23 protein-coding genes are annotated in these 26,841 nt (G+C 59.6%); 10 read left to right on the top strand and 13 right to left on the bottom strand.

All coding sequences use genetic code 11. The annotated features are described in order from the left end of the window. The first annotated feature begins 219 nt into the window (after positions 1-219). From HK353_RS01650 to HK353_RS01630, 5 genes are all read left to right on the top strand, one after another. Positions 220-1,920, top strand: coding sequence for a CDP-glycerol glycerophosphotransferase family protein (locus HK353_RS01650; protein WP_173151621.1), 1,701 nt, complete (start codon positions 220-222; stop codon positions 1,918-1,920). Further along, a complete protein-coding gene (locus tag HK353_RS01645) occupies positions 1,902-2,624 on the top strand; it encodes an IspD/TarI family cytidylyltransferase (protein ID WP_101595632.1) in 723 nt (240 codons plus the stop codon). The genes HK353_RS01650 and HK353_RS01645 overlap by 19 nt, the downstream gene beginning before the upstream one ends. After that, positions 2,614-3,675 (top strand): NAD-dependent epimerase/dehydratase family protein, encoded by a 1,062-nt coding sequence (locus HK353_RS01640; RefSeq protein ID WP_342589776.1) that lies wholly within the window; start codon positions 2,614-2,616, stop codon positions 3,673-3,675. The genes HK353_RS01645 and HK353_RS01640 overlap by 11 nt, the downstream gene beginning before the upstream one ends. An 8-nt stretch (positions 3,676-3,683) precedes the next feature. Next, entirely contained in the window at positions 3,684-5,063 is a 1,380-nt protein-coding gene (locus tag HK353_RS01635) for a polysaccharide pyruvyl transferase family protein (protein ID WP_173151619.1), read from the top strand. 661 nt (positions 5,064-5,724) lie between these two features. Beyond that, complete coding sequence (locus HK353_RS01630; RefSeq protein ID WP_245395703.1) at positions 5,725-7,002, top strand: CDP-glycerol glycerophosphotransferase family protein; 1,278 nt, start codon at positions 5,725-5,727, stop codon at positions 7,000-7,002. Between the two features lie 76 nt (positions 7,003-7,078). On the opposite strand, the gene HK353_RS01625 is transcribed toward HK353_RS01630, so the two are convergent. The 12 genes from HK353_RS01625 to HK353_RS01570 form a co-directional block, all read right to left on the bottom strand. Next, positions 7,079-8,962: a glycosyltransferase gene (locus HK353_RS01625; RefSeq protein ID WP_173151617.1), complete on the bottom strand. Its 1,884-nt coding sequence runs from the start codon at positions 8,960-8,962 to the stop codon at positions 7,079-7,081. A 43-nt stretch (positions 8,963-9,005) separates the two neighbouring features. Continuing rightward, on the bottom strand, positions 9,006-11,657 hold the full coding sequence (locus HK353_RS01620; protein WP_173151615.1) for a glycosyltransferase family protein: 2,652 nt from the start codon (positions 11,655-11,657) through the stop codon (positions 9,006-9,008). Positions 11,658-11,772: 115 nt separating this feature from the next. Next, positions 11,773-13,893, bottom strand: a complete 2,121-nt coding sequence (locus tag HK353_RS01615) for an acyltransferase family protein (protein ID WP_173151613.1) — start codon at positions 13,891-13,893, stop codon at positions 11,773-11,775. 105 nt (positions 13,894-13,998) lie between these two features. After that, complete coding sequence (locus HK353_RS01610) at positions 13,999-14,922, bottom strand: glycosyltransferase family 2 protein (protein ID WP_173152089.1); 924 nt, start codon at positions 14,920-14,922, stop codon at positions 13,999-14,001. Beyond that, positions 14,919-15,749: a CDP-alcohol phosphatidyltransferase family protein gene (locus HK353_RS01605; RefSeq protein WP_342589775.1), complete on the bottom strand. Its 831-nt coding sequence runs from the start codon at positions 15,747-15,749 to the stop codon at positions 14,919-14,921. Before HK353_RS01605 ends, HK353_RS01610 begins: the two co-directional genes overlap by 4 nt. Before the next feature lie 65 nt (positions 15,750-15,814). After that, positions 15,815-16,204, bottom strand: a complete 390-nt coding sequence (gene tagD, locus HK353_RS01600; protein WP_173151609.1) for a glycerol-3-phosphate cytidylyltransferase — start codon at positions 16,202-16,204, stop codon at positions 15,815-15,817. A gap of 103 nt (positions 16,205-16,307) precedes the next feature. Continuing rightward, positions 16,308-17,576: a CDP-glycerol glycerophosphotransferase family protein gene (locus HK353_RS01595; RefSeq protein WP_173151607.1), complete on the bottom strand. Its 1,269-nt coding sequence runs from the start codon at positions 17,574-17,576 to the stop codon at positions 16,308-16,310. A 150-nt stretch (positions 17,577-17,726) separates the two neighbouring features. Further along, complete coding sequence (locus tag HK353_RS01590; RefSeq protein WP_173151605.1) at positions 17,727-17,930, bottom strand: hypothetical protein; 204 nt, start codon at positions 17,928-17,930, stop codon at positions 17,727-17,729. A gap of 149 nt (positions 17,931-18,079) precedes the next feature. Beyond that, on the bottom strand, positions 18,080-18,463 hold the full coding sequence (locus HK353_RS01585; RefSeq protein WP_173151603.1) for a DUF2267 domain-containing protein: 384 nt from the start codon (positions 18,461-18,463) through the stop codon (positions 18,080-18,082). A gap of 60 nt (positions 18,464-18,523) precedes the next feature. Further along, positions 18,524-18,748 (bottom strand): DUF2795 domain-containing protein, encoded by a 225-nt coding sequence (locus HK353_RS01580; protein WP_127364806.1) that lies wholly within the window; start codon positions 18,746-18,748, stop codon positions 18,524-18,526. A 13-nt stretch (positions 18,749-18,761) separates the two neighbouring features. Then, positions 18,762-18,920 carry an aldo/keto reductase gene (locus HK353_RS01575; RefSeq protein ID WP_241241461.1) on the bottom strand — a complete coding sequence of 53 codons (159 nt, stop codon included), beginning with the start codon at positions 18,918-18,920 and terminating at the stop codon, positions 18,762-18,764. Between the two features lie 74 nt (positions 18,921-18,994). Next, a complete protein-coding gene (locus tag HK353_RS01570) occupies positions 18,995-20,248 on the bottom strand; it encodes a dicarboxylate/amino acid:cation symporter (protein WP_173151601.1) in 1,254 nt (417 codons plus the stop codon). Between the two features lie 233 nt (positions 20,249-20,481). On the opposite strand from HK353_RS01570, the gene HK353_RS01565 reads away from it, so the two are divergent. Beyond that, entirely contained in the window at positions 20,482-21,612 is a 1,131-nt protein-coding gene (locus tag HK353_RS01565) for a magnesium and cobalt transport protein CorA (RefSeq protein WP_173151599.1), read from the top strand. Here HK353_RS01565 and HK353_RS17365 read toward each other — a convergent pair. Next, complete coding sequence (locus HK353_RS17365; protein WP_173151597.1) at positions 21,596-23,458, bottom strand: glycosyltransferase; 1,863 nt, start codon at positions 23,456-23,458, stop codon at positions 21,596-21,598. The two genes, HK353_RS01565 and HK353_RS17365, sit on opposite strands and share 17 nt — an antisense overlap. Before the next feature lie 148 nt (positions 23,459-23,606). Here HK353_RS17365 and HK353_RS01555 point away from each other — a divergent pair, with 148 nt between their 5' ends. The 4 genes from HK353_RS01555 (at position 23,607) to HK353_RS01540 (ending at position 26,609) form a co-directional block, all read left to right on the top strand. Next, positions 23,607-24,212 (top strand): HdeD family acid-resistance protein, encoded by a 606-nt coding sequence (locus HK353_RS01555; protein ID WP_173151595.1) that lies wholly within the window; start codon positions 23,607-23,609, stop codon positions 24,210-24,212. A 162-nt stretch (positions 24,213-24,374) separates the two neighbouring features. Then, positions 24,375-25,250: a glycerophosphodiester phosphodiesterase family protein gene (locus HK353_RS01550; RefSeq protein WP_173151593.1), complete on the top strand. Its 876-nt coding sequence runs from the start codon at positions 24,375-24,377 to the stop codon at positions 25,248-25,250. Positions 25,251-25,341: 91 nt separating this feature from the next. Continuing rightward, positions 25,342-26,103 (top strand): pyrimidine reductase family protein, encoded by a 762-nt coding sequence (locus HK353_RS01545; protein WP_173151591.1) that lies wholly within the window; start codon positions 25,342-25,344, stop codon positions 26,101-26,103. Beyond that, positions 26,100-26,609, top strand: a complete 510-nt coding sequence (locus tag HK353_RS01540; RefSeq protein WP_173151589.1) for a flavin reductase family protein — start codon at positions 26,100-26,102, stop codon at positions 26,607-26,609. Before HK353_RS01545 ends, HK353_RS01540 begins: the two co-directional genes overlap by 4 nt. The last annotated feature ends 232 nt before the right edge of the window (positions 26,610-26,841 follow it).

Below are 26,841 nucleotides of genomic sequence, written 5' to 3'. Positions count from 1 at the left end.
TAGTCAGTACCACTCTGTCTTTACCTCACGGTATCGTACTCAAGAGTTCACGAAGATTTGAACTAGTCGACACATCGCCGATGTCGGCCCAAGCGGCGACTGGAGGCAAGCGCGACGACCGGGCATCGATCGGGAGATTACGGGCATGTATTATTTCAAGGGTTGTTCGCTCACCGTTAACCAGCTGTCCGCCTGATAGATCTAACGCTAGGAGTTTACGTGGCCCAACCGTTGCTCGTGACGCACCTGTCGTGGGAACGGGTTCTCCTGCACATCGATATCGAAGCAGTTGGAGCCGACCCAAACGAGTTCTACCTCACCCCGAACAATCGCCCATTCAAGGTGCTCTATCCGGTTTCGGCCGAAAAGACGGGGGACGATCAGTATCGACTGACTATCAATATCACGCAGTTCAACGGGCGACGCCAAGTGCCCAACGGCACCTATTACGTCGTCAATGGTCCGGTTCCCAACGAATATATCGGCCGTGAATCAGAGTTCGAATCGGAACTTGAACCCGAGTACGACGTCGCGGGCGACATAGCTTATTATCCTTTGGAACGAATTCTCGAGCTCGATGACGCCTCGCGTTCGTTTCTGTACAACAACAATCGATCGTCCTACGCAGTCAACTTCGCAGTCTCAGACAACGAAGACGCTCCGGGTTTCATCATACGAACCTATGCGTTTGCCCGTGGAGGCGCGAAGCCGTCCGGGTTCCGAGCACGGACCTCATCCAAGTTGAAGAAGCGTTGGACAAAGCTCAAACGGAAGACGCTCAAACGCGTATACAAGGCGGGCCAGTCATTCCGTAAGGACGATGGCAATCGGATTCTGTTCGCTTCTGAGGCCCGTCCCAATATGCAGGGCAACCTCAAAGCAGTACATGACAGAATGGTTGAGCGTGGCCTTAAAGAACAGTTTGAGTTCGACTATTCGTTCAGGACCCAGCACTCTGCCACTCGCCAAAATGCGCTTGCGCTGGCATGGAAGGTCGGTCGAGCAAACACCGTCCTCATTGACGACTACTTTGCAATCCTCATGGACATCGGCGATCGGAAGAGTCAGCGCATCATTCAGTTGTGGCATGCCGGCAGCGGGTTCAAGTCAGTGGGATTCTCCCGGTTCGGTAATTATGGCTCTCCAAAGTTCAACAACGCACACCGAAAATACACCTATGCGATCTGTGGCTCACAGCACCTTCGCGACGTATACAGCGAAGTCTTCGGCATGGAACGCGAATCGATCATCTCTACGGGGTTGCCAAGAATCGACTACTTCCTCGAAGAGGGTCGCGCCGACAACGTAAGCAAAGTGTTCGCCAGCGATTACCCTGCAGCTGTCGGCAAACGCAAGATTCTGTTCGCGCCGACCTTCCGAGGTCGCGGCGCTGGTGACGCACACTATGACTACTCGCAGTTCGACTTCGACAAACTCTACGAAGCGATGGGGAACGATTCTGTAGTTCTTTTCCGGCAGCACCACTTTATCGTGGACCCGGCGCCTATACCGGACGAATACACCGATAGGCTCATCGACGTCTCCGCTTTCCCGGATTCCAACGACTTACTGTTGATATCGGACCTGCTGGTCACGGACTACTCGTCGATCGTGTACGAGTACTCACTCTTGGAGCGGCCGATCGTATTGTTCGCATACGACCTGGAGCTCTATTCCGCAACACGGGGAATGCACAAGGACTACCGTGTGGCGGCTCCGGGCCCAGTTGCTGAGAACTTCGATCAGTTCCTAGCACTCATTAATGATCGTCACTTGGACGCCGGTGCGACAGAAGAGTACATGCACGAAAATTTTGATTTCGCTGACACACACAATTCGGACCGAGTAATCGATAATCTAATTCTTGGCACCCCGACACCGGAAGGATCCATCGAACAAACATGGCAAACATCGCAGTAATCTTCGCCGGAGGTGTCGGTTCGCGCATGCAACGAACCACCCGTCCCAAGCAGTTCCTCGAGATCCACGGTCGACCAGTCATCGCACACACCCTGGAGAAGTTTCAGGACCATCCGGATATTGATGCGATTGCCGTGGCGATCTTGCCGGAGTACGGCGAGTATATGCAACACATTATCGACAGATACGACCTGGACAAGGTGCGTTGGATCGTCGACGGCGGCGCAACAGGACAGGAGTCTCGGCACAGGGCACTTCAGGTTGTCGCCGAAAACTTTGACTCCGACGACCTCGTCCTTATCCACGACGGCGTCCGGCCACTTATCGATGAGGATCTCATCACTCAAAACATCGCCGCCGGTCGCCAGTTCGGATCCGCTATCACCTGTACGAAGATGACGGAAACCGTGACGGTGGCCAAGGGAGACGGCGTCGGAGACGTTATCCCGAGAGATCCGTTGTGGAGCGCTCAGGCCCCACAAACGTTCAAGCTGGGCGAGGTTCTCGCAGCCTATGATCGCGCGGTTGCGGATGGTCAGAACGATTCGATTGACAGTTGCACCCTGATGCACGGCTACGGCCACTTTCTTCATCGTGTCGAGGGACCCCGCACGAACATCAAGATCACCACGGCGTCTGACTACTACATCTGCAGAACTTTCCTCACCCTTATCGAGGACAGGGAGGCCTTCGGTGGCGAATGATGTGACCGTCTTCGACCTGGACGTGTTTCAGAACGATGTGAGAACGATCGCATCCTCACCGCTGGAGTGGGAACAGTACCGAGGGCAGAACATCCTCGTCACAGGAGCTGCAGGGATGCTCCCAATCTATATTGTGGGCACACTTCTCGCCGCCAACGATCTACATGGGCTAGATTTAAATGTCACCGGTATGGTAAGGAGACCTGATAAAGCCAGGCTTAGATTGGGCACTGCGCTCGATCGTCCGGACTTCGAGTTGCAAACAGTCGATGTCATCGATCGGATTCAGTTCGACAAACAGTTCCACACCGTTTTCCACGGCGCCTCACCCGCGCGACCTGCTCTGCACAAAGGTTCACCCGTTACAACGCTCAAGGCAAATACGTTGGGCACGATTAACCTTCTAGACGCCCAAGCCGCAAAGGGCGGCGGTTCGTTCGTCTTGTTGTCCTCGTCGGAAGTGTACGGCTCAGTAGCTGAGGAAGGGCTCATCAGCGAAGACTCATTGGGGACTCTACAGCACTTCAACCCACGAGCTAGCTATTCTGAAGGCAAGCGCATCGCAGAGACTGCGCTTGCGGCCTACCAAGAAGAGTACGGAATTCGGGCGCTAACCCTCAGGTTCGGCCATATATTCGGTCCGGGCCTCGCATTGGATGACGGCAGAGTCCAGGCGGACTTCTTAGCCGACGTAGTCCACGGTAGAAACGTTCGCATGATGAGTTCCGGCGCCGCCATGCGTACATATACATACGTGGCTGATGCTGTACTCGGCCTCTTCTTCGCGCATCTAATCGGTGACGATCACGTATACAACGTTGCCAATCCCGCCGGAAATATCACGATTCGACAGCTTGCAGAAGCCTTCGCTGCAGCCCGTCCTGAGAAAAGTCTACACTTGGAATTCGCCAATCCCGATGACGATCGTGCATATTCTCCCGTAACATCGCTCGGTCTATCATCTCAGCGTTTGAGCGCCCTCGGCTGGACCCCGCAACATTCACTAGCGGAAGGCATCAATCGGACGATCGCCTCCTACGAGGAAAGTTGAGCTGGTCAATGGCAAAGTTCCGAATCCTGTTACTGACCAATCGCGACTCAGACAATGTCGGCGATCAGATCATCGAGGGCAGCGTTCTCTCGATCATCAAGGGAATCATGTCCAACCTTGGCCTGACCCCTGACGAGTATTCGATCAACAGTCGAGCCGCGGGCATAGTCAGCAAGAAATTCTTGAAGACTGGCGATCCGAAACTGCTTGAAGACGCTAAAAAAGCCATTTCCAATGCGGATCTCATCATTTTCGGTGGAGCTCCGCTGTTCAATTACAAGTACCAGAGCTTTTACCGACGCACTATCACGACACTCGAGTTGGCAAATGAGTACAATGTTCCAGTTATCTTCTCGAGCATCGGAGTAGAGTCTTACGATCCTGACAATCCCAAATCTCAAGCGCTCAAGGCCGCTCTGGAATTGCCCTGCGTTCGTCAGATCACCACGCGCGATGATCTGGAGTCACTACGGAAGTACACTGAAAGCACAAATATTCCAGTCGCACGAGTAGCTGATCCAGCTGTTCTCGCGGATATTGTGTATCGGGATGTCGCAACTCCTCGCACGCTACCGGCCGTGGGCCGTGCCAAGACCATTGGATTGGTTGTGACCCGTGCTGGGATATTCGCAGACAACGGCATCTCCTGGAACGAGAGCAAACAGCGCCGCTTCTGGCTCGACATAATCGCACAACTTACTGAGCGCGGATACGACTACCGCCTTTTCACTACAGGCCATTTTTCAGATGAAGTATTTCTTGACGCGCTGTTCCGCAAAAAGAAGATTCCCGCTCGCAACGTAGTCTTCACCGTCAATACTCCTGACGAATTGGTCCAGGAGCTAAACGAATGTGATGGGGTCATTGCGTTCCGTCTGCACGCCTCTATCACTTCTTTCGCCTACTCGGTACCCTCCATCGGGCTATCTTGGAACTTCAAAGTCCCTTACTTTTACGATTCAATCGGATATTCCGAACGTGCTGTTCCGCCGGAGCAATGGAACGCCGGAGCAGTCATCCCTGCTCTCGAACGAGCTATGGTATCCGGGATCGATCGGGACGAGGAATTCCTCACGTCCGTGTACAACACGTTGTTTGAGGGGATCAAGAGCGTCATCGCACCGGACAGTTCTTTCGAACCGTACAGCTATGAGCAGCTGAAGACAAAGCTCCCGCCTCAGCCGGCCACGACCGCCGCTCAGTACAAACTCCGCAGTCAGATCAAATTCCGCCGGACCTACGAGAACTACCAGCGCTACTACAGGTACTACTTGGCTGCGGAGCGGCGAAAGCTCGAGCAGGTGTCGCTCCGGCGCCGGCTCTCACAATCCGTCATCGGACTGAGTTACAGGCGGGTTCGAAGGCTTTTCCGCAAGCTATTCGCGTAGAACTTCGATTCGGGCGGCGTTGCTATACCGCGAGGTGTCAGGGCATAGGCAGTGCCTCGGTTACTGAACCAGTCTGTGATTGCTAGGGAACGGTATGAGCATTTCTGGTATTCATTGGGGTTATTGACGAGATGGCCAACAATATCCGCGATATCCGGCTATGTGGACGATCAACTTCTCACGACGATCTGCTCGGGCCGATCCGCGATCGTTCTCTTGAGGAGGTCACACGTTTGCCGTCATCTGGGTGTACGCTCGTACGCATCATGACAGCTACTGGCTGCCAGACACTTCGACGTTTCAGATCTAGAATGACAATTTCTATAAGACAATCTCGGCAGTGCTTCGTCGGCGATAGCCTGATGTCGAGCTCGCCTATTCCTCGAATTTTGCGACCAACCCCGTCGACTGCGCAGAGCCCATCTGATCTGTGGTTCAGCAGGGCCTTCTCAATATGAACCCAAAACATGCTGAGGTGACAAGAGAGTCTGTCGAATGGGAGAACGCGGGACCAAGTGCTCGTTCAGATCGAGAACCCTTCAGTATTGAATTTCACATATGTCACCGTTCTCTTCTCCACGCTACATGCCCCTAGTATTGACTCGAGAGTCACACTAAAGCTTGCTCAATGGTTTGCGTCAGCCTCGAAAGGGACATCGAAATGAGCCTGATCCGAAAGACTGCTCTCTGGGCTCTGAAATCATCCGCTTGGAAGAATACAAGCAAGTGGATCAGAGGCACAGAACGATGGAACCGCCTCGAAGACGAATATGACGGCAGCTATGTCAAAGCCGAAGTCGTCGTCTACTTCGGCGACCGCAGCTCGAAATTCTACCAACTCGAACAGTGGATCCCGGTCCTCGAGGAGCTCCATAAGGAGCACAGGGTCGTCATCGTCGTGCGAAAAGGTTCAGCCTTGACCAGCGTGCTGGAAACCACTCGCCTCCCCGTGGTGTTCAAACGAAGGTTCGATCCCCTGCAGACCTTCTACCACGCCAATGACTTCAAGCTCGCTCTGTACGTCAACAACGGAATGACGAATTTCCAGTCGCTCAGTTTTGCTCCGATGGTCCATGTCCATATCAATCATGGTGAGTCCGACAAGCTGAGCATGGTGTCCAATCAGGCCAAGGCCTATGACAAGGTCTTCATTGCCGGCGAGGCCGCTGTGGAACGACACCGCAGGGCTCTCATCGACTTTGATGAATCCCAGCTAGTCCGAGTCGGCCGGCCCCAATTGGATATCGAAAGGCCGCTCGAGCTCGCACCTTCGTCTGCCAGGACGATCATGTATGCGCCCACGTGGGAGGGCGAGAATGATGCGAACAACTACACCTCGGTCGATCGCTTTGGTCCGCAGATCGTCGAAGCCGCCCTCCAGATTCCCGGTGCGCGTCTGATCTACAAACCCCATCCTCGGGTCGAAACGTCCAAAGACCCGGACGTGGTCGAGGCGAATGCTCGAATCCTCGACCTCATCGAGGCGGCAAATGTGTCGATCGCCAACGAGACCCAGCAGCACCAGGTGCTCATGCAGGGAGACATCCTCGGCATGTTCGACACGGTCGACCTGCTCATCACCGATATCTCCAGCGTCGGACTCGACTTCCTCTATCTCCACCCGGATAAGCCGCTCGTTCTCACCGACCGTCGCGGTGACACTGAATCACTCAATGCCGAGGCGCCGATCAGCCGCGCCGCGCCCCTCATCAACGATGAGTCGATCGGAAGTGTCGAATCGCTGCTCAAAGAGATGCTCGTGCGCGATTCTTCAGCAGAGATCAGGCATGAGCTCCGCCGCCACTATTTCGGCGACGGCGAACCCGGATCATCGACCGTTCTGTTCACCGAGGCGGTGTCCAGGCTGATCGCTGATCGTACGGCTGCGCTGCAGAGCTACCACACCGAGAGCGTCAACGCCGAGGCCGACGACGAATAGCCGCGATCGGACTCCGCCAGCGGGTCATCGCCGCGGTCAGCGCGTCACCGGAACATGCGGACGCCTGAAGCTCGAATTACTTCCGAGGTCTGACCGAGAGGTTCCCGTGCTTCGTCGCATACCATTCGCTGGCTGTCGCAGTCGTGACGCGGAATCGCTTCGGAGTGCTGATTCTCCGCTTCGATGACCACAGATCATGGGGTCGGCGAAGAAAGACGTCGAATGTCTCACCAGCGGACTCGGAAAAGCTCTCATCGTCCACGTCGAACGTAAGCACCGTTCGGTGCCCGAACCTGCGGAATGAGATCTCGGACAGCTCACTGATGAAGAACGTGCTGAGTTTCCTGCCGGCCACGACCAGCTGCAGCGTCTCTGCAGTCGACTGAAGAATACCGTCGATTTCGATCTCAATTCTGCTGCCGCCCGCAATCGGGGTGCAGGTGAGCTTCTTGACTTCGATCGACGGAGCCGACTTCGTGTCAACGCTGTCCGGCAAGTTCGTCAACCGCATCTCACCGAGCGCCTCCTGCCAACGCCGGTATCCGGCTTCGGGGAGGTAGCGTTCGACGGAGCTCACCGCTGCTCGACGCATGGACTCGACTTCGCTGGGCTCCAGGGAGAGGAATTCCTCTATCTGATCGGCCAGTGCGTCGATGTCGCTCCACGGCGTAATGAAGCCGTTGTCGCCCTGATCGATGAGATCCTGTGGCCCGTAGGTGATGTCATAGACGATGGGAACACAGCCGGCGCCCATCGCCTCCAGCATCGACAGCGGCAGACCCTCGCTTGTGCTGGTGAGCGTGGAGAACGACGCCGACGTCAATCGTTCATGCACATCATTGACGTACCCAGGCAGTGCGACGCGATCGCCGAGGTCGAGTTCATCGATGAGGGTTTCAAGCTTCGGCCTCGCGGGTCCCTCTCCGAGCACGGTCAGGGAGACTGCTATACCGCGGTCGCGCAGCTTCGCGACAGCGCGAATCGGGTGATCGATGCGTTTGAGGTCGATGAGGTTCGCGACCATTATGGCGTTCCCCGTGTCTCGAAGCATAGGCGGATCAGACACGACCGACCCTTGCGGCAGTTCCCCTGTCAGCAGTCTGATGTTCTCGCCTGAGAAGCCCAGAGCTCGAATTGCTTCGGCCTGCTGCTGTGTCTGCACTCCGACGATGTCGAATCGGTCGAAGTTGCGCATCGTATCTGTACGGGCCTTCAGAGGCTGCCCATGATCGCCGTTCCACGGGTGGCGGAGATGACTCCCGTGGAGAAAGAGGATGAGTGCGAAGTCGCGGTTAGGGATCTCGTGGATGAATTCGCTGACCTTCTTGTCATCGACGATGACGACCGCCGGCGACTTCGTCACGGTCGCCGTGATCCACGCATTGTAGAAGTCCCGCGGGCGTCGCCACTCAGCCATCGGCTCCCCGGCCGGGGAATGCAGGATGAACCGTCTGCCCAGTTTCGGATCCTCGATGTCAGCAAGCAGCAGACTTCCGTCGCCCCGCAGGTATTTGCGCCGGATGACCCGACCGGTCCGCGAGTTTCGGAACACGTCGTAGAAGGCGGTGATGTTCTCGAGTTCGCCGTCTTCGTCGGGGATCGGCATCCTCGGGGGCTCACCCTCAAGGCGGGCCAGTTCGGCTTCGTTTCGTCCTCGCAGATCCTGCCAGATATTGACCAGTTCAACGTTCTCTCGCATCTTCCCCTGTGCGATCAGACGATCCCTGATCTCATCTGTGTCCATGCGCGGACTGAACGTGAGAATGGTCTGTGACAGCGGGTTGCCGAAGTCCTGGAAGCTCCGAATCCGACGCAGCGCAGCCGTCGTCATGCCGCCCATGGACTCCGGAATGCCCCACAGCACGTTGTATACGTGGACTGCGTCGGTCCCAAATGCGGGACCGTCTGGTTCAGCGTCCCGGCCGTTGCCGTTTGGGTTCGTTCGGGGTCGCAACCTCACAAGTGGTACCTTTCCTCAGCGCTCATCGACGGCGAACGGGCAATCAGCGCGTCAGCGCCATGTGGCCGAAGTGGCGAGCCTGACGACGCCAATTGACGATCTTGGGAACATCCGATGCCTCCCACTGAGCGTGGATGTTCCAGTCACCGTCGAGGTCGGCGTACCGGCCTTTCACGGTCATCTGCATCGCGTCGATATAGCTGAGGCCGTTCTGCTGCACGAGACCGAGGACTCGTTCCACGATGCCTTCGCTGCGCAGGCCGGCCAGATTGAGCACGGCGATCTGCGGGTCGAACGGCACGAAGTCTTCGTTCATCCCTGCGTGGCTGGCGAAGACGAAATCGAGGGCGCCCGTGTGATCGTCACCGAACGAGCTCGCGATCCGCCGCATCAGTGTGAGACCGCTGGATCGGCTCTTCCTGACGTCATGTTTCGCAGCCAGCAGCGTGTCCTTGAAGTCGACGGTCGAGAGCTCGGTGATGTCTGCGGACACCTCGGCGGTTGCGGGCACGACGATGAGACGCTCGTGGTCCGCAAACAGCTCAGGCAGAACAGCTAACAGCACTTCAGACGTGTTCTTCTCGTCCCCTAGTGCCACAGACGGGAGGATGTCAATGCTCCCCCGAGTGAGCTCGTTTCGGATCTCGTCGACCTCGGCTGACGTCAACGCACCGTTCGGCAGCCACACCCGGTAGGCGGATCCCGCGTGGGTCTCGAGAGTGCGGAGTGCCTCCCCGACCAAAGTCCCTTCGCCTTTCTCAACGGTAATGACGATGTCGGTGACCTGCGCGTCAGGTGCGGGGCGTTCGATCCCGCTCAGTGCCGAGGCAACGGTCTCTCTGTCCGCGACGGGCAGTTGGGCCGATGCCAGATATTCGTCAGCGAATGCCATCTCGTCTGCTGTGATCTCGACCCACTTTGCGTAGATCTCGTCTTCGGATGCGCCCGTTGCGATGAGGGGCAGCAATTCAGCGAGCTTGTCGAGGATTCCATTGCGAATGGCATCGAACTCGGCTGAGTCGATGCCGATGAGTCCACCGAACCGCGAATCGGACTTGTTCTTGGGTTCGAAGTCGACGTCGGCCCCGACCGATCGTGCGGGCAGATTCGCGTGCAGGCGGGAAGTGAGGACGTGCTTGTACTTATAGGCGTAATCAGCGACCCAGTTGCGTGCGAGTTCGAGGTTCTCCGGGAACGACTTGTCGCGGATCGCGGTGACGGTCTGCTTCTTCTTCGGCCCCTTGTTGTCCTTCGTCCAGTCGACGCGCAGCGTCCCCGAGCGACGATCAGGTGAGGCTGCAGGGAAGAGAGTATCGACTGTCGTCGTCAGGCAGCCAGAGAAGAATGCGGGCACACCGACTGCGCGCAACACGGCGACGGACTGCCAGTCACGGCAACCGACCGGTCCGTACTTCTTGAGATAGGCGATGGCTTCGGGGGTGAGCATCTCGGGGTAGCGCACGAACACGGACAATAGGATCGGGCGCAGATTCGGGTGGAACGGAATATTGAACGACTTACCGAAGATGTCGTGCATGTACCATCCGAAGGCGATGTACCAGGTGTCCTCCGGGATGTCCTGGTAGACGTTGCCGTCTCGATAGACCTCGACCAGATTGAGTTCGCCCTCCGGCCCCGCGTACTTTCGTTCCTCTTTGACTGACTTGCGGAACTTCTTGAAGAGTGCTGTCAATCCTTCGTCGCCGGAGAACGTGAGGTTCTCATACCGGAGGAGGTGACCAATCGAGGCAATCGTCTGGATGTAGTCGCCGATGTTGCGTGACCGGATCCCCGGCTGATCGTAACTGAGGACACCGAAGTTGCGCTTTCCGGCTGTCGTCGGCAGAGCCTCGAGGTGCTTTCCTCCCGGTAGCCAGTCGCGCATGCGATTGAGCTCGTAACGCACCGCCGAATCCGTCGCGTCTTCCATCTGGTTCAGACGTGATTCGACGAGCGAACGGACGTGGTCAAAGGCTCCGATGCAGAAGGCCGATTCAGCGGTGCGTAGCACGGCTTTCGCACTCCAGCGGTCGGTTTCGCCTGTCTCGTTCGCCCGGTCCAGGAGCGGCAGACCGTCGTCACCCAGCGTGTCGATCGCAGTCGGGTAGTACTCCTCGGCGGCAGAGACGATGATGTCCCGGTCGTCGATTTTCTCAAACTGCGCCCAGGCGACCTCGGAGTCCGATGACCGCTGGTAGGCCATGCCTAGGAGAACCCTACCGGCTTCCTCGGTGGAGGGATTGCTGCGGAGGTTGAGCCCGATCGACACGGTGTCAGCCAGGTGCCCGGCAGCGACGAGTGACCGGCCGACCTGCACAGCTGCGGGGCCGAACGACGATCCCTGAGTCAGTGCTTCGGACAATGCCGCGTGCGCCTTGAGGCGCGCCAGCTGCCGTGCCTTGGTGTCGACCTCTCGGGTCGACGGCGCAACGGTCCATCCGTCGGTGTCCTCTGCTGTCGCTCCGCGCAATCCTGTTGCCAGTTTCCGGTAGGCACGAGCGGTCTCGGTCGCGATCTTCTTCGGTTTGCCGGACGACTTGCCGGTGCCGCCGGTTGCGCGCTCGCGCACGTACTTCGTCCCGGAGGCCCGCTCGACCACGGGCAGTGCACGACGGGCGATTCCGTGGACGACTGGCTTCACCAGTTCGCGTCCCTTGCTGAAGTATCGGTCGGCAGCGTTTCGTCCAGTGGTCACTCGTTCAGTCCTTTTCAGAGGTTTCGGTGATCGGTCGTTCGTAGCAGTCGGTGGTCAAGAGCAATCAGGCACACGGTATACGACTTGACTGTCAGTTCGTTGAACCGCAGCGGTCTCAATCGAAGGTGCCGAGGCCCGTCTTGCGGAGGCTAGCGTCGAATTGCGGGGCAAGGGTCTGCGCATAGGTCGCGGTGATATGGGCGGTGTCGAAATAGGTGATGACGCCGCCGATGACAGGCTCGCAGCGCCCCTCGGGGCAGAACCAGTCTTGGGGGTAGATGACCGACATCTTCTTCGAATCTATGGTCTTCGCGGAGGCTGCGAGCGGATCCATCCAGTGCCATGATTCCGGAGTTCCGGAGCACTCTTCGAGGTCGTCTTCGTGCTTGGCAACGCAATCCGGCACGGTGACACCTGCCCCGCCTGGGTATGGGGTATCCCGAATGACCACAACATCCAAATCAGCATCGACCCAGCGCTGCAGGATCTCACGATGTCCTTCAGGCGCTTCCTTCTCTGTTTCTTCCCAGTCCATACCTTCCAGCGGCGTGGACTGCCGCTCGGAGGTGATGACTGCGTCGAATCCTCCTTCGGTCGTTCTCTTCGATACCCAATCGGCGTAATCCTGACACCCCTTGGTTTCGGCCGGCGTCGAAAGGTCCTGCGGCAGGGTAGAAATGCTGCAGTTCGAGGCGAGGAAAGTGGTGATCGTCAGATCTTGTTCATCGGCCAAGCGCTCGAGCGTCGGCAGCCAATGACCGGCATGTGAATTTCCAACCAGCGCGACATGTTTCGACCCGTCTCCATAGGTGCATTCCGGTTTGCTTGCGTATGGTGCACTGGCCCAGCAACCATCCGCGTAGGCTTTTGACCTGTCCTTCTTCGCCGCAGCGGGCTCCATCTGCAACGAGTCCTTGTCTTCGCAGTTGGGATTGTCCTTGGCACTGGGGAGGAGAATCCCGGCGCCGAGGCAGGAGTCGGGATCGTCCAACTGGGCCTGCAGTTTGTCTTCGTTCTGCTCGACGATGGTGTTGGCGATGACCATCTGGCTGAGTCCCAGTGCGGCGACGAGCGCCATCGCCAAGGCTGCAAACGCGAAGGTCTTCTTCGAATTGCTGAAGAACGACGACTTGCGGAATCGGTTCTCGACCCAGGTTGTCGAAGCCCAGGCCGCGATGATCGAGACCAAGATGATGGCGATATTGTCCAGGACGCCGAGACTCTCCGAGCGTCCAAGCTTGGCCGACAGGTACGGCACGAGGACGATGAGGGGCCAATGCCACAGGTAGACGGAATACGAGATGTCACCGAGGAAGCGCACCGGACGCAGTGACAACAGTGGGAGCACAGACGCCCGGCCCCGGGAGTCGGCGAGGATGACGAGGGCAGTCGACACCACCGGGACCAGCGCGATGTAGCCGGGGAACGGCATGTCTGCGCGGATGAGAAAGGTGGCAGCCACAATTCCGGCGAGACCGACCCACCCGAGCACTGAACTGAATGGAAGCCGCTCTGGTCGAACATAGAGAACGAAGACGGCGACGAGGCCGCCGGTGGTCAGTTCCCACATCCGGGTCGGGGTGATGAAGTAGGCCATTGCAGGTTCGTCGGCCGTGTAGACGATGGAGAAGATGAGGGAGGCGAGGAAGATTCCGAGAACGGTGAAACCGACGATCTTCTTGGATCGGCCGAGCTTCGCCCCGACGAGGAACGCCAGACCGATGATCATCGGCCAGACGAAGTAGAACTGTTCCTCGACGGACAGTGACCAGAAATGCTGCACCGGCGACGGAGCATTGTCCGCAGACAGGTAATCGACGCTGGATACGGCGAAGTCCCAGTTGACGAGGTAGAGCCCTGCGGAGAGGATCTGGCGTCCGGTATCGGCCCAGACAGATTGTGGAGCAACGAGGAAGGTTGCGATTCCGACGAGGAAGAGGACGAGCAGTGACGCCGGCAGCAGTCGCCGGACTCGTCGCGCCCAGAACTTTGCCACATCGCCCCAGCTGCGCGGAGGGGACTTGATGAGGTGGCTGGTGATGAGGAAGCCGGAGATGACGAAGAAGACGTCCACTCCGACGAATCCGCCGACGAAGCGGTCGGGCCACAGGTGGTAGAAGAGCACGATGCCCACAGCCAGTGCACGCAGCCCCTGGATATCGGAGCGGAAGCCGGAGGGCTGAGGTGCGCTGTTCGCGTGGGGAGAGCTTTCAGCAACGTACGCTGATGACGACATGAAGCGGCTCCACTCGGTTTCTCAGTCGGTGAGGTCGGACCCGACCGCGGTCCCCTCTTTGTTGTCGGTGCGATCTATCGCGCGCCGGGCAGATAATCCTGGCGTTCACACGATCGGGGGGCGTCCGTGCCGGGACATTCGAAGTACACCTCTTCTTGACAGCTTCTGCCGGTCTTCGTCTTGCCCCCATGGGTCGAGACGCCATCCAGCGCGCCATCCTTCCATCCACGCTTTGAGTTGGTGAGGCTTATTGGCCCACTTGATGAACTGCATCAATGTCCATGAACCCACATAGGCCCAGCTGAACGGCCACGGCAGATTACGCCGCGCCAGCCAAACTCGGTTTCTCGCATTCATGTAGAAGTATTCGTCGTGGCGCCTCGGGTCGATCACCGGGTGGGCGACGGCGAGATCGCCCATGTACCAGACGATGTAGCCGGCGTCCCAGACCCTCCACGCGAGCTCGATTCCCTCATGCGCGTACCAGAATGGTGCCGGCCATCCCCCGCACTCGTCGAACGCTCGACGTTGCATGCAGACTGCGCCTTCCCACACCGAGAACACGTTCGATGAGTGGTCGGCGCTCCCCTTCTTGAGTCTGGGAATCCACCGTTTCGGCGCGTCCGGCCCGCCAGGTTCTTCGACCCTCGGCTGAATCAGACCGATCTGCGGCTTCGTACGCATCAGTTGCGCCATGCGCATCAGCGACGTGTCGTCCGGCAGCCATGCGTCATCGTCAAGGAAGAACAGGAACTCACCGTCGACGTGAGGGACTCCGGCGTTGCGCCCGGCAGGGATGCCCAGGTTCTCCGGCAGCCCCAACTTCTTGACTTGGTCCGGTATGCCTTCTGGCTCCCATCCATTTCCAACACAGACGATGTCGAGATCGACGCCTTTCTGCGCCAGCAGTGATTCGAAACCGCGGTTGAGGTCGTCGAGTCGTTTTCCCTGGCTGAGCACGACGACGCCGAACGTGTAGCGACGATTGCCTTCGAACCGCTGGGAGAGGATCCTGGATGACTCGCTCATGACAACCGCTTCGATGCCATGATCGACAGGAAATGTCCGATGACCGACAGCAGGCACAGCGGCACCATAATGAGAACGAGCCACCGTTCTCCTAACAGCGGTTCGGCCCCACCTGCCACAGCAATCGCAGACACAATGCTCGAGAGCAGAGCCATCAGAGACATCTCCACCGAGTGGAAGATGCGGTGGAAGGGCACGAATCGGGCGATGCGCTTGAGAGTGGCGACGAGGCCCGGGTTGACGGCGGTGGCTTCCTTCGAATCCGCAAGTTTGTCGAGTCCGTTGAACGCGCGGGAGACATGGACCATGTCGTTGAGTGCCTTGTTCAACAGGACCAATGCGGCTAAGACGGTCCCGGCGAGGAGAAGCGGGTACGAACCGGCCGGGTCGTCTACGAGGTTGCTCCACTCCCCCACCGCTCGTATTCCGAGGGCAACCGCGACAAGACCTTCGGTCGTATAGTGGCCGACCTTGTCGAGAAAGACGCCTTTGGCACCGCTCGTTCCGCGCCAGCGGGCGACCTCACCGTCACAGCAGTCGATGTACATCTGCACTTGGGAGAAGAACACGGCAAGGACTGCACCCCAGATGCCGGGGATCAGCAGGCTTACGGCGATGCACCAACCTGACAGGATCATCAGCCCGGTGACGCCGTTGGCGCTGATCCGGGTCCGAACGAGCAACATGGTGAAATAGATCGAGATGTGCCGAAGATAGAGCTGTGCCGTCCAGTGCTCCGCGTTCTTTCGGCTGCGGACTTCTATCGGCTGGGCCTTGGCCCGAAGCTCCGCCAGCGACGGATGTTTCGCCGGAGACTTTTCGGGCACGTCCGTTCCTCTCTGGTCCATGGTTGGTCTCCAGCCACGATAGCGCGAAGTCCGCGCCCCTTCGGTCAGGACTTACCCAGCTCGCTTTTGATTCGAGTAGTCGAGATCTCCGGCGTGCGGGGCAGGTAAACGACGTCGCACTTGTTCTTGAGGAAGTCGAACTCGCCTTCCCAGTCATCACCCATGACGAACGTGTCGATATGGTACTTGTCGACGTCGGTCGACTTCTGTTCCCAGTTGTCCTCGGGAATGACGAGGTCGACGTAGCGAATCGCTTCGAGCATGTGCTTGCGTTCTTCGTAGCTGAAGTACGACTTCTTGCCCTTGCCGGCATTGAACTCGTCGCTCGACAGGGCCACCACCAAGTAATCGCCCTGTTCCTTGCACCGCTGGAGCAGGCGAATATGCCCGTAGTGGAGCAGGTCGAAGGTTCCATACGTAATGACTCGTCGCATTGCTGTTTCCGTCCAGTGATCGGAGCCCAGGTGGTGGGCCGCAGAATTGGTCCGGCGTTATTTTACCATTCTGTAATTTCAAGTTAAGAAACTATCAATTGCTTCACACGAGGTGCTTCAACCGATGCTCCTCGACCCGCTGGGCGATCACCTGCTCGCTTGACCGGATGAAACGGGCCATCTGCGCCCCTGGGCTCGTGTCACCGAGATAGAGCTGGGCGATCGCCTCAACAGACCCGGCTTGCGCGACTGCCTCGGCGATGACGTCGACGACATCGGCTTCACCGGTGGATCCGACTGTCGGACACAGATCCAGCAGGCCGCCTTCGAGCACCTCTGCCTCGGTTTCGTGAGGCTGGACCATCACGAGGGGTTTCCCGGAGGAGAGCCAGTCGAAAGCGACGGAGGTCATCTCGACCACTGCGAGATCGGCCTCGTCCAACTGCCAAGACACGTCTGGACTCTCGTCGAGGAACCCACGCGGATCGGACTCGACGATCTCCGCCACGTCTTCCACAGCCTTCTCAAATTCGTGGCACATCACCCCGGTGCGCGGGTGCGGGCGGAAGATCACTCGGTATCCGGCTTCCAGCAGCGAAGTGACGAGCTGCGTTCCGTTGTAGGCGATGGTGCCGTACGCCATCGACGGAGAGTCACCCTCCCACGTGGGCGCATAGAATACGGCTTGCCCGTCCGGGGACGCCTCTTTGAATCTCTTCCACTCGTGCGGAACCGAACGGGGGCGGTCGAGCTGCGGTCGTCCGACGTCGAACATGCGATCGTCGCTCATTCCGTAAAGAGCCTGCTGGACTCGTTCCCTTGCAGCCCGGCCGGCTGTGAAGACATAGTCGTACCCCTTGAGCTGGTTGGAAATCATCGAGATCTTCTCGCTCTCGCCGTGGCTGAGGTGCACGTGAGCGGGTTCGGGGTAGCGCAGCGCTTGGAAATTGCTGGTTCCCTGGTTGACATAGAAGACGGCACGGAGACTCGGGGACTGCATGAACTTGTCGAGGCCGCTGGTCAGGCGTGAGAACCGCACCGGGAACGAGGTGATGCTCTTAAGGTACTCAGCAACCGGGGCATTGCGGACAATGATCCCGAAAGGCTGATCCCCATGACCGGCTTCCTTGAGCCGCGCTTCGAGCTGCTTGAAGGGCCAGAGCCACTGCTCGAGCTGGTAAACCGAGGTGAGGTCACCAGCGAAGTAGCCGGCTGCAACGAAAACGTCATCGTCCTGCGGAGAGAATTCGTCTGGCAGTCGCGATTCACGGAAGCGTTCCCGCAGCCTCTGAGCCACGAGTTTGGCGACCGACTGCGCGAAATTGGCACCGCGAACAGCGGTGTGCGGCAGATCTGCCGGTAGGAAGGTCATGGAGACTATTGTGCATGCCCATCTGTGTCCGACCTGAACTCGACCTCCGTTCCTGCTTGATCGTGGTCAGCTCTCACGCGGTGTGGTCGGCTTCGCCAAGAGCATCCTCACACCACGCACCACGCACCTCGCGCTCTTCTCGCATGAGGGCTACGCCCCGAAGTCGTCACCCGGAGCGAGGGGCTCAACCTCGTCGAGGTCGGGTTCGCTGCTGAAGGATGCCCGAGGCGGATCCGGCAGCATGTCGATGAGTTCATTGACGGCCTGCGCGATGATGTCGTGCTGGTGGCCGGAGAGTTCGAAGACTGTCCATATTCGCGAATTCGCAGCCCTCGAAAGTCGGATGGGGTTCACGCGCTGTGCGCTGCCAGTGGGCCCCGGGATTCATTCATCTCGACGGTGTTCGCGCCGCCGGGTTCAGGTGCGGCCATGACGCCGGAGACAGATCGCCCCTCACTCCGGCGAAGACCGTGCCTTCACCAGGGTGAGGGGCGAAGCACAGATCAGCCTTCGAACAGCGGTGCGAAGCCTGCCGGCAGCTGTGAGCGGAGATCATCGACCTCGCCCTCTGAGACCGCGGCGTCAAGCGTCGAGATCACGGCACGCGCGTAGGCACGGGCGGTAACAGGATCGATCCCCTGGCCCAGCTGGTCAGCCAGACGACGGAGGAACTCATCGACGTCGTCGGTCAGTGGGGCCTCCGAACCGTGCCGTTGGAGCGGCTCCTGCAGTTCGGCAGGAAGCTGGGCGGCCAGATCCGCCGCCTCTCCGCCTTTGAGCCGTTTCCCCAGGTTATCCAATACCGTCCGGGTCACGACGGCAGCGCTTTCAGGATCGCCGGGCCCGCCGGTTTCGGTGACGTTTTTGAGGAACTCATCACTGCGCATGTTCGAACACCTTCTTCCGATTCACTGTCTTCTGTCACGTCGTCAGTGCACCGGCCGATCTCATCGGTGCACGCCTCCGGGAGCGTCGCCTTCGGGCTCCTGCGGCACTGCCTCGACGACATCGTCCTTGTTCTCGAACTGCCGATCCGGCAGAGCTTGCAAGGCCTGAAGTGTCTTCGCCGTGGCCGAGCGTTCGGTTGCATAGTCGATGAGCTCGGTCTTCGAAGCGGGGAATTCCATCCCCTGCAGGGCCTTCTCTGCACGGAGTTCGTCACGTGTGGTCATCGGTGTTTCTCCTTCATCTGTGATTCGTATCTGAGGTGAGGATGACTTCATCGCGTTTGTCGCCCATGATCTCGCCGAGGACTCTTTCCGCGTCCCCGGCCGAGCAGAGGTTGGCTGTATCGATGCAGTTCACTCCACGGTCCAGGGCCTCGCCGTATCGTCGGGTGAGCACGTGTGCGGACCGTGCCCTCAGGTTTTCAGAATGACGAAGCCTTCGCCACCCCTCCCGTGATTCGAGTGAACGGGCTACAATTCTCGGCTGCCCTCGCTGATCCGCTTCTCACTCTTGTCGATGAGGTGGACTCCGACGAGGTCGCCGGTGATATTGAGCATCGTCGCCCCCATTCCGAGCAGAACGTCGACACCGGCGACCAGAGCGACGGTCTCAAGCGGGAGACCGGCTTGCTGCAGCAGGATCGTCAAGCCGATGAGTCCGGCGCCGGGGACTCCTGCGGTGCCGATCGAGACGAACGTGGCCGTGAGGACGATCGCGCCGAGTTCGAGCACGGACATGTCATGGCCGACGATATTGGCAGCCAGCACCACGGACGCCCCCAGACGGATGACCGCTCCGTCCATGTTGATGGTCGCACCCAATGGGATGACGAAGCCAGCGACCTCTTGGCGGATGTTTGCTTTCCTCGTCGCCTCCAGCGACACAGGGATCGTCCCTGAGCTGCTCTGAGTCGTGAACGCCGTGGCCATCGGCGCACCGGCGACGCGGAAGAATCCGCCGACCGGAATCCGGTTGAGCAGCAGCAGCGGAATATAGACAAGGAGGATCTGCGCTGCCAGACCGGCATAGACGACGCCGGTCAGTTTGCCCAGTGCCGCCAGGGCATCGATTCCTTGGCTGCCGATATCGCTCGCCACCAGGGCTGCGATACCGAACGGTGCAAATTGGAGTATCCCTCCAAGGATGCGGAACGTCATCTCCTTGGCCGCGAGTACGAGGTCGTACACGAGCTTCCCGAAGCCGGAGATCGTCGAATCGGACGAGCGGCGCATACCTGCCATCGTGAGGCCGACGATCAAGGCCACGAAGATCAGAGCGAGGATGTTGCCGTCGACCAGAGCCTTGAAGACGTTCTCGGGGAATATGCCGACGAGCTGGTCGACGAATGAGGGGGCCTCGGGTGTCTCTGCGCCCTTCTCAGGGCGCTGGAGACCGGTCCCCGGTTTGACCAGAAGGGCCAGGGACAGACTGATGATGACGGCGGCGATCGTCGTGAGGATGTAGAAGGCGAAGGTCTTGAAGGCGACCCTGACGAGGTTTCCGGGGCGCGTGCTGTTGACCGCGTCGATCAGCGTCACCATGATGATCGGGATGACGATCAGCTGGAGGAGGTTGAGCAGGATGTCACCGATCGGTGACAGCACCTGCGCCTTCTCTCCGAAGACGAAGGCAACGATGAGTCCGAGGACGAACCCGGCCGTCATCTTCAGGAAGAGTGCTGTATCCCGGTAGCGGCGCCAAAGGCGGAGGAATATGCGTGGCATGGTCTACGGCTCCGTCCTCTCATGCTCCTCGTGGTGGGCAACCGGTCCGCGACGATGCCGACCGGTTGCCACTCTAACCCCATCTGCGCACGGGCGCAGTCAGAGATTTGGCGCAGGCACCGCACCCGGTCTGAGGATTCGACGATAAAGTATTTCGCCTCCCACTTGCTGCGTCCTGAGGCCGACCTATGTGTGCAGTACCGTTGAAGAGCTGTCAGAGGAAAGGGAGCACAATGTCAAGAGTCCGCAGAGACAAGCCCGAACGACCGTCACTGCGCAAGCGACCGGCGGTGGGGTCAGAAGCGAAGTCCACCGAGGCACCGACGCTGTTCAGCCGCCGCATCATCGACAGCGAACCGCAGGAGATGAACGTCGTCCGGTCCTTTGCCGACGCGCTGTCTGCACATGACCCGGACGGCTCCGGCTCGTCGGTTCCCGGCTCGATCACGCAGATCGTCATCCCCAGGCCCGCTCCCGGGCTGTTCGCGGAGGTCGCCTCGACGTGGGACCTGCATCCGGTTCTCGTCGATGACCTCTTCCATGCGAACCAGCGGGCCAAGGTCGAACGTTACGGTGATGTGCTCTTCGTCGTCCTCAAATCAGCGGTCTACATCGACGCGAAAGAGGAAGTCGAGTTCAACGAGTTCCACTTGCTGATGAAAGATGATGTGCTCGTCATCATCTGTCAGGGAGACCGATTCATCGACGGCACACCGATTCCGGCGGACACCAGCGGAGTCCAGGAGTACTTCACGAACGAGAAGCGCAGCTGGGCGAAAGACCGCGAACTTCTCGCACTCGGACCAAAGGCGCTCATGTTCCGCCTGCTCGACACCGTGGTCGATGGATACTTCCCCGTCCTCGACGGACTGCAGGATGACAAGGACGGGATCGAGCGGCAGGTCTTCAGCGGGGACACTGCCGCTGCCGAGCGCATCTATCTCCTCAGCCAGGAAGTGATCGATGTCCTCCACAACTCCACCCACCTCAACCGACTGACGCAGGCGCTCGGGAACGGGGAAGCCAAGTACGCGATTCCCGACGACCTTCGCGCCTACCTCGATGATGTCACCGACCACCTCACGCGAGTCCTCGCCGAGGCGGGCGAGCTGCGAGAAGCCCTGTCGCAGATCCTCAACGTCAATTCCTCCCTCGTCGCGCAGCGGCAGAACGAGGACATGAAGAAGATCTCCGGCTGGGCAGCGATCCTCTTCGCCCCCACCGTCGTCGGAGCGATCTACGGCATGAACTTCGACGATATGCCCGAACTCCACTGGACTTTCGGCTATCCGATGGCGTTGGGGCTCATGCTTGGGTTGGGAGTCGTTCTCTACGTCGTCTTCCGAGTCAAGAAGTGGATGTGAGATCCGTTCGGACAAGGCGGCCACTGAAGTTCCCGTGCTTGGTCGAATAGAGATGCACCTGATCTGAAGTTCTGATAACGGAGTCTTCGCCACAGGCGATCCGCACTCGTTCAAACCCTCTGTCAAAGACGAGGTCAAGGGAGAAGTCAACGTATTCTCCCGTCATATGCTCGATCCGAGAATACGGAATCTCGGCCGTGATCAGCTCTCCACTCCGGCGAGCTTCGACTCGCCCATAGAAGGTGCCAGCCCGCGACTTCCAGGAGACGAACGTCTGGGTGAGGGTGCTCTCCTTCAGGTCAGAGACTCTCAGAGTGATGGCAATTCCGTTTGCAGTCACTTCGGCAGATTGGGCCTCGGCGTGCGCGCCCTCGGCGCGGATGATCGGAGCAAACGACTGTGAGGCCAGTACCTCTCCCCACCGTCGAATAATGGGACGTTCGAAGAAGTCTGCTGCCCGGGATACGGCATTTCGGCGCATCGCCGAAACCTCGTCTTCAGACAGAGAAAGGAATGTCGAGATCGCGTCAGCCAGTCCGTCGACGTCGCCCGGGTCGACGAGAAAGCCATTGACACCGTGCTCGATGATGTCTGCCGGGCCAAAGTCCACCTCGTAACAGATAGGGATGCAGCCTGCCGACATACTCTCCAGCACCACCAGCCCTTGCCCCTCGTATCGACTGGTCAAGAGGCTGAACGAGCTGGCGAGAAAGTTTGATTTCGCACCTTCAACGTGGCCGCGCAGTGTGATTCGGTCAACGGCGTTCTTGCTCTGGATTAGCTCGCTGAGCATCGGCCTGTCCTCGCCGTCGCCGTATATGTCGAGCGTTATTTGCCGGCCACGGGCCGCGACGTCCGCAACAGCGACGATCGCGTCTTCCACGCGTTTCTGAGGAGCCAGACGAGCGATCATGGAGCCCTTGTGGCGGGCCCGCGGTCGGTACGGGTCTCCATGCAGGTCATCGGTCAGGTTCGACACCGTTGTGAGTTTTCCCGCCGACAGGTCCAGCCTCTCCATTGCGACTCGCTGCGAATCGGTGAGTGTGGTCGCCAAGTCGAAATTGTCCAGATGACGGAGGTAGCCGAATTTGTCTTCAGCCAGTGCTCCAGTGGGCTCATCATCCGCATCAGCAAGAAAATGATTGTGGTTGACCATACAAAGAATCACATTGTCGCGCCGAAATTCGTGGATGAAATTGCCGACGAAGGCCGAGTCGCAGATGAGGTACGAAGGCTTGTCCCCGATGACGACATCGAGCCAGGCCTGGTAGAACTCACGAGCAGAGCCCCATTGGGCAATCACCTTCTGGTCACGGTCAAACAGGGTGATCCGGCGTCCGCCTCGGCGGCCTCGCTTCTTCATGTCCTGGCGATCGATGACAAGCAGATGCCCACGATCGTGATACCTGTCGGCCTGGAGCAGGTGGCCCTCGGAATCTTCCCTCAGCTCAGTCCAATCCCGTCCGCTCCGATTCAAGACGTCATCGACTGCTGACGGATCGGGATCGACCGTGCCGACCATTCGCCGCAGTTTCCGGTCGGACCACGAGGTGAGGTCCTGCCACAGACTGCGGATCTTCACCTTGCGATCGAGGGTTCCCGCCTCGTGGAGTTCGCGCTCACGGTCCCGACCCTTCATTTCCGGACTCAGCGTCAGAATCTCAACCCGGCGGTTGTCGAGCCGGGCGAAGGCCGAGCTGCGTTCCAGGGCGACTGTGGTCATCCCACCGAAGTCGTAGCCGATCGTCCAGGTCAGTGTGAAGTATCTGCCTTCGGGCAGGAGACCACGATGAGGAAATCGGTGGGGATGGAACTGCTTTGGGGATGCTTCGGGGCTATTGTTCACTACAGAAAGACTAATGATCGATCCCCCGAAATCCAGAGAACACTCCACCTCAATGCTGTGATCTTAGCGAGAACTGCGCCCCTCCTCCCTTCCTCACCTATCAGGTATAGACTGCAAGTAGCCAAACGTCTTGTCAGCAGGAGGAATCATGGCTACACCACAGAACCCGACAAACCCCGCAGGTGCCGTTCGTTCGCTGATGACCGAGCTCGGCAAAGGCGCCTTTTGGGCGGTGCTGATCCGCGGCATCCTCGCCGTCCTCTTCGGCATCCTCCTCCTCGTCGCACCCGCCGCAATGGCAGTAGCACTCGGAATCTGGGTCGGCGCCTGGCTCATCGTCGACGGCGTCTTCGAGATCACCCACGCCCTGCAGGCCCGCAAACAGAACCTGTCATGGGGTTGGGAGCTGGCCGCAGGCATCGCCTACGTCATCGGCGGCGTCATCATCATGATCGTACCGCTGTCGTTCGCCGTCATGGGCGGCACCGTCATCCTGCTGATGATGGCGTCGGGAATGCTCATCCGCGGCATCCTCAGCGTCGCGTCGAAATCATTCAAAGGATGGTCGAAGGCCCTCGGAGTCCTCGACATCATCTTCGGCGTCATCACGTTCATCGTCGTCTTCTCCAACCCGGGAGCCGCATTGCTCGCGCTGGTGTGGATCATCGCGATCTACACGATCGTCTTCGGCATCTTCCTCATCGTCATGGCCTTCGTCGGCCGCTCGCACACGAAGCAGGCTTTCGGAAACTGACTAACCCACGGTTCGTGCCGGCCGTTCGGTGAACGGCCGGACGTACGGGCCCGGTCGGCCGCCTCGGCGAGGTCAATCATTTCCCAGCCGTTCGCCCACTCTGCGAAGAACGTTCACGGCGGCTTCGCCACAAGATCACCTGCGCTTCGTAGCGTCGCGCACGTGATTACACAGAGAACAGCATCCAAGCGCACCCGTCCGTTCACTATCCTCGCCACCGCGGTCCTCGCGGCCTCGGCGACCTTCGGCGCCGGCCTCGCACCCGCCGCAGCCACGGGCCTCGGCTCAGCCGGAGACGCCCCGGGACTCGGCTCGGCCAACGATTACACCGCACCCGACAAGGTCGCCGACATCGAATTCCCGACCACGATCTCCCACCGAGGCGGCGCCGACGTCTATCCGGAAGAATCCATGGAAGGATTCACCGCCTCGGCGAAGGACGGATTCCTCCCCGAAATGGACATCCAGTTCCTCGAAGACGGCACCCCCGTCCTCATCCACGACGACACCGCCGACCGCACCCTCAACGGCGCGACCGGCCCTATCCGGGACCTCAGCCGGCAGGAATGGGACGCAGCCACGATCAAGCACCCGGCCGGCGGAGAAGAAGCCGCCACCGTCACCCTCGACGAACTCCTCGACGAGATGGGCGGCGAGGTCGTCCTCGTGCCCGAGATCAAGCCCGGGGCCACCCCCGAGGAGGTCGACCGCGTCCTCGACGAATTCGACGAACGCGGACTCAACGACTCCCTCGTCGTCCAGTCCTTCGACTTCGAAGCGGCGAAGACGATCGCCGACCGCGGATACACCTCGCTCTACCTCATGGGCTCGACCATGCCGAAGGAATCACCGGCCGAGATCAAGGACGCCGGAATCGAATGGGTGGGACCGAGCAAGAACCTGCCGACGAACAAGATGCGCGAACTCGACAAGGCCGGCTTCCACGTCGCCCCGTACACGCTCGAGACTTCGAAGGACGGGCAGCGCCTGCCCGGGTTCATCGACGGCTACTTCACCGACGACGCCTGGACGGACTGAGTTCCTCGCACCGATGATCAAACAGCGGGATCCGGGAGAGGGTCGCAAAATCACCGCCGCGAGTGCCCGCGACGTTGAGTAGACTGCACGAATGGAGCCTCTCGAACGCGGCACCCCGATCCCGGACCCGCTGACACCCTATCTCGAGGTCGACCGCACCCAGCCGCGGCACGAATGCTGGGTGACCGGTCATATGGTCGCCGGTCTCGACGGAACCGCTGCCATTCACGGACGCGTCGGTGCTCTGTCGACAGAACCCGATCAGGACCTGTTCCGACGGATGCGACAGATCGCCGATGTCGTCATGGTCGGCGCGCAGACAGTGCGCAGCGAAGGCTACGCGCCGATGCGGCTGAGCGAGTCCGCCCGAGCGCAGCGTCAAACACGGGGACAGTCCGAGATGCCACCCGTGGCGGTAGTCAGTCGCAGCCTCGACCTCGACTGGTCGTCACAGGTCTTCACCGCAGCACCGGAGCACGCGCGCACCATCGTCATCACGTGCGCAAAGGCCGATCCGGAGCGGCTGGCGGCCGCCGAACAGGCGGCCACGGTCATCATCGCCGGCGAGGAGCGGGTCGAACCAGCCGCCGCTCTGCAGGCCCTTGCCGGTCTCGGCTACCAAGTCGTCCTGTGCGAAGGCGGACCCCGGTGGCTCGGGGAGCTCGTCGCCGCAGACCGCCTCGACGAGCTGTGCCTGTCGATCTCACCGATGATGGGCGGCGATGCGCTGCCCGTCAGCGTCGCGCCGCCGGGAGCCGGCATCGCACAGTTCTCGCTGAAGTCGACGATGGTCGCCGATGACACTCTCTTCCTCCGATACGAAGCGAAGCCGGCGGCGGAGGGACGAAAATGAGCACCTCCGGGCTCGACGACCTCATGGGTTCGGTCGATTCCCCGCTCATCGTCGTCACCACCTCGGCGGAGGGCGAACGTGCCGGATGCCTAGTCGGATTCCATTCCCAGGCGAGCATCGATCCGGAGCACTACTGCTTCTGGCTGTCGAAGGCCAACCACACCTACCGGGTGGCGCTGCGTTCCGAGCGCTTCGCGGTGCACTTCCTCACCGACGTCGACCGCGAGTCGGCACGGCACTTCGGATCACTTTCCGGAATGGAGACGGACAAATTCGCCGGTTTTGACTTCACCGTCACCGAGGACGGGGTGCCGCTGCTCGAGGACCTGCCCAACCGTCTCATCGTCGAACGCATCGCGATGCTCGACGACGGGAGCGATCACGTCTGCCTCACTGCACGTGTGATCGCGACCGAGACGACGGGCGGCTTCGCATCGCTGCGCCCTTCGCAACTGGGAGACCTCACCCCCGGACACAGCGCCGAGGAACGGGCAATCCGCCCTTGAGCCAGCCGCGTGCCGATCTGCTGTCAGCGATGACGGAGCAGATGGTCAGACACACCTCTACTGTTGAGCATAGGACGACAACGGCAGAGCTCATTCGGAGTCAATGGCATGCCCGAAGTGCGTAACCCGCATCGAAATGCCATCGACCGGGTGGTCGTGGCCTTCCTCGTGGCTCTGCTCCTCGGCACGTGCGTGACGAAAGGTCCATGAGGATCGGAGCAGAATCAGCGTC

This window comes from Brevibacterium permense (assembly GCF_013280495.1).
Lineage (GTDB): Bacteria > Actinomycetota > Actinomycetes > Actinomycetales > Brevibacteriaceae > Brevibacterium > Brevibacterium permense.
This window is presented reverse-complemented; position numbering and strand designations above follow the sequence as displayed.